2 protein-coding genes and 1 pseudogene are annotated in these 1,561 nt (G+C 37.7%); 1 reads left to right on the top strand and 2 read right to left on the bottom strand.

Going from position 1 to position 1,561, the window contains the following annotated elements; genetic code table 11:
- The first annotated feature begins 243 nt into the window (after positions 1–243).
- Entirely contained in the window at positions 244–444 is a 201-nt protein-coding gene (locus ACFIMG_RS05500; protein ID WP_012231078.1) for an AlpA family transcriptional regulator, read from the top strand.
- Positions 445–543: 99 nt separating this feature from the next.
- Here ACFIMG_RS05500 and ACFIMG_RS05505 read toward each other — a convergent pair.
- Both ACFIMG_RS05505 and ACFIMG_RS05510 read right to left on the bottom strand, forming a co-directional pair.
- Positions 544–856: pseudogene (locus tag ACFIMG_RS05505) on the bottom strand (hypothetical protein).
- A 178-nt stretch (positions 857–1,034) separates the two neighbouring features.
- On the bottom strand, positions 1,035–1,442 hold the full coding sequence (locus tag ACFIMG_RS05510; RefSeq protein ID WP_375676785.1) for a hypothetical protein: 408 nt from the start codon (positions 1,440–1,442) through the stop codon (positions 1,035–1,037).
- Between the last annotated feature and the right edge of the window lie 119 nt (positions 1,443–1,561).

The raw sequence follows: 1,561 nt of genomic DNA on the forward strand, positions 1-1,561 counted from the left end.
TAAATGGGCCGCTTACGTCACTGGTCAATCTTAAGATATGGGGTGAATAACCCCATGATCTGTGGATAACTTTCTCTCTCTCCTCTCTCATTCGCTCTCAATTAGACTCATAATTTATCACATGAGAATTTATATGATAAAATATTGTTTTTTATAGAATAAATACCTTTCCAATGATTCAAAGATATGGTTAATAAATGCTTATGATTTGTTTCTATTTTTTAAGAATGAAAGGATTTTAGAATGACAGAAAATGATAGTCTTTTAACAGACCGTGAAAGTGCAAAATTGCTTCATATGAGTGTCTCAACTTTCCGGCGTCATGTTACCAATGGCTCTCTCCCAAAACCTTTAAAATTTGGCTTTTTATCCCGTTGGTTACAATCGGATCTTTTGAATGTCATCGAGCAAGCAAAACAGCAACGTTATAACGACGCGGCATAAAAAAACCTTGTCATGTAAGGACGGACAAGGCTTTCTCAAGCTCATCAACCTGGAGCTTTATTTGGTGTAAATTCAAAGCTTTCTCTGCTGAAGCAAGACCTAAGGTTTGCATTCAAGTTGTTCTGAATGCTTTTTACAATAAGGGCTATTTAAGCGTCTCTCAACACTTCGCTGAGGCATGACAGCACCAGGACGACATATGGGAAGATTATCCGATTTATGATTTTCACACCAATCTTGTATTGTAAAGCTAGGGCGAAAACCTGATTGCGCCATACACATTTCAATACTGGCAAATTGATTCAAATCTAGCGCCACAACCTTATTAAGGTCCGGTACTCCACATTCTAAAAGTATTTTATNCTGTAGTTAAGAGAGCTATGCAGCTCAATAGTTTTAATATTTTTTTCATTTTCCCCTCTTTCAATGGATTTCTTTACGATAAAAAGGCTCTAAAGCCTGTTGATATTTTATCTCCGTTTTTCAAGACAGTTCTGGACTGAGTTGAGATGGTAGATTGAGAAAACAATCGCGCCATTCCAAGCAAAGGCAAGAATAGTGGGATTGTTGGTCATTACAAACAGCAAGACTTAAGGCTGGCATTTGCGACTATTTTTATATTTTTTACAAAACGGGCTGTTCAAGCGCTTCTTGACACTGCGCTGTGGAACAACAGCGCCTGGACGACAAGCCGGAAGATTCTTTCCTTGAAAATTCTCACACCACGTTCCTGCCTCTGTATCTTTATAGCGGAATCCTGATTGAACCATACAAGAATCAATGAACGCCTTTTTATTTAAACTTAACTTTCTATTTTCTGGATCCTTATCATAAGGGGTTGGCATACCACATTCTAATAAGGCTTTTCCTACCTCTGTAAAATCAGTAACACCATTTTTCTCCCATGCGCTCAAATACCCCCCAGGAGTTTTATTAAACTGACATCCGGTGATACTTAACAAAGTTACAGCACCTAATAGCTTTAGAGTTTGTTTCATTTTTTACTCCATTATTTAATTCAAGGTTTTTGTTTTAAATGAGATGAGCCATACCTTTTTTGGCATTTTGGACCCGCATCTCCAAGACAGGTATGGGAACTTATGGGATTCATGACCAC

This window comes from Bartonella sp. AP11XZML (assembly GCF_042196445.1).
GTDB lineage: Bacteria > Pseudomonadota > Alphaproteobacteria > Rhizobiales > Rhizobiaceae > Bartonella.

What these genes read in the sequence shown, in the direction of transcription:
- ACFIMG_RS05500 (WP_012231078.1), top strand. Translation starts at nt 244, where the DNA reads ATGACAGAAAATGATAGTCTTTTAACAGACCGTGAAAGTGCAAAATTG.
- ACFIMG_RS05510 (WP_375676785.1), bottom strand. Translation starts at nt 1,442, where the DNA reads ATGAAACAAACTCTAAAGCTATTAGGTGCTGTAACTTTGTTAAGTATC.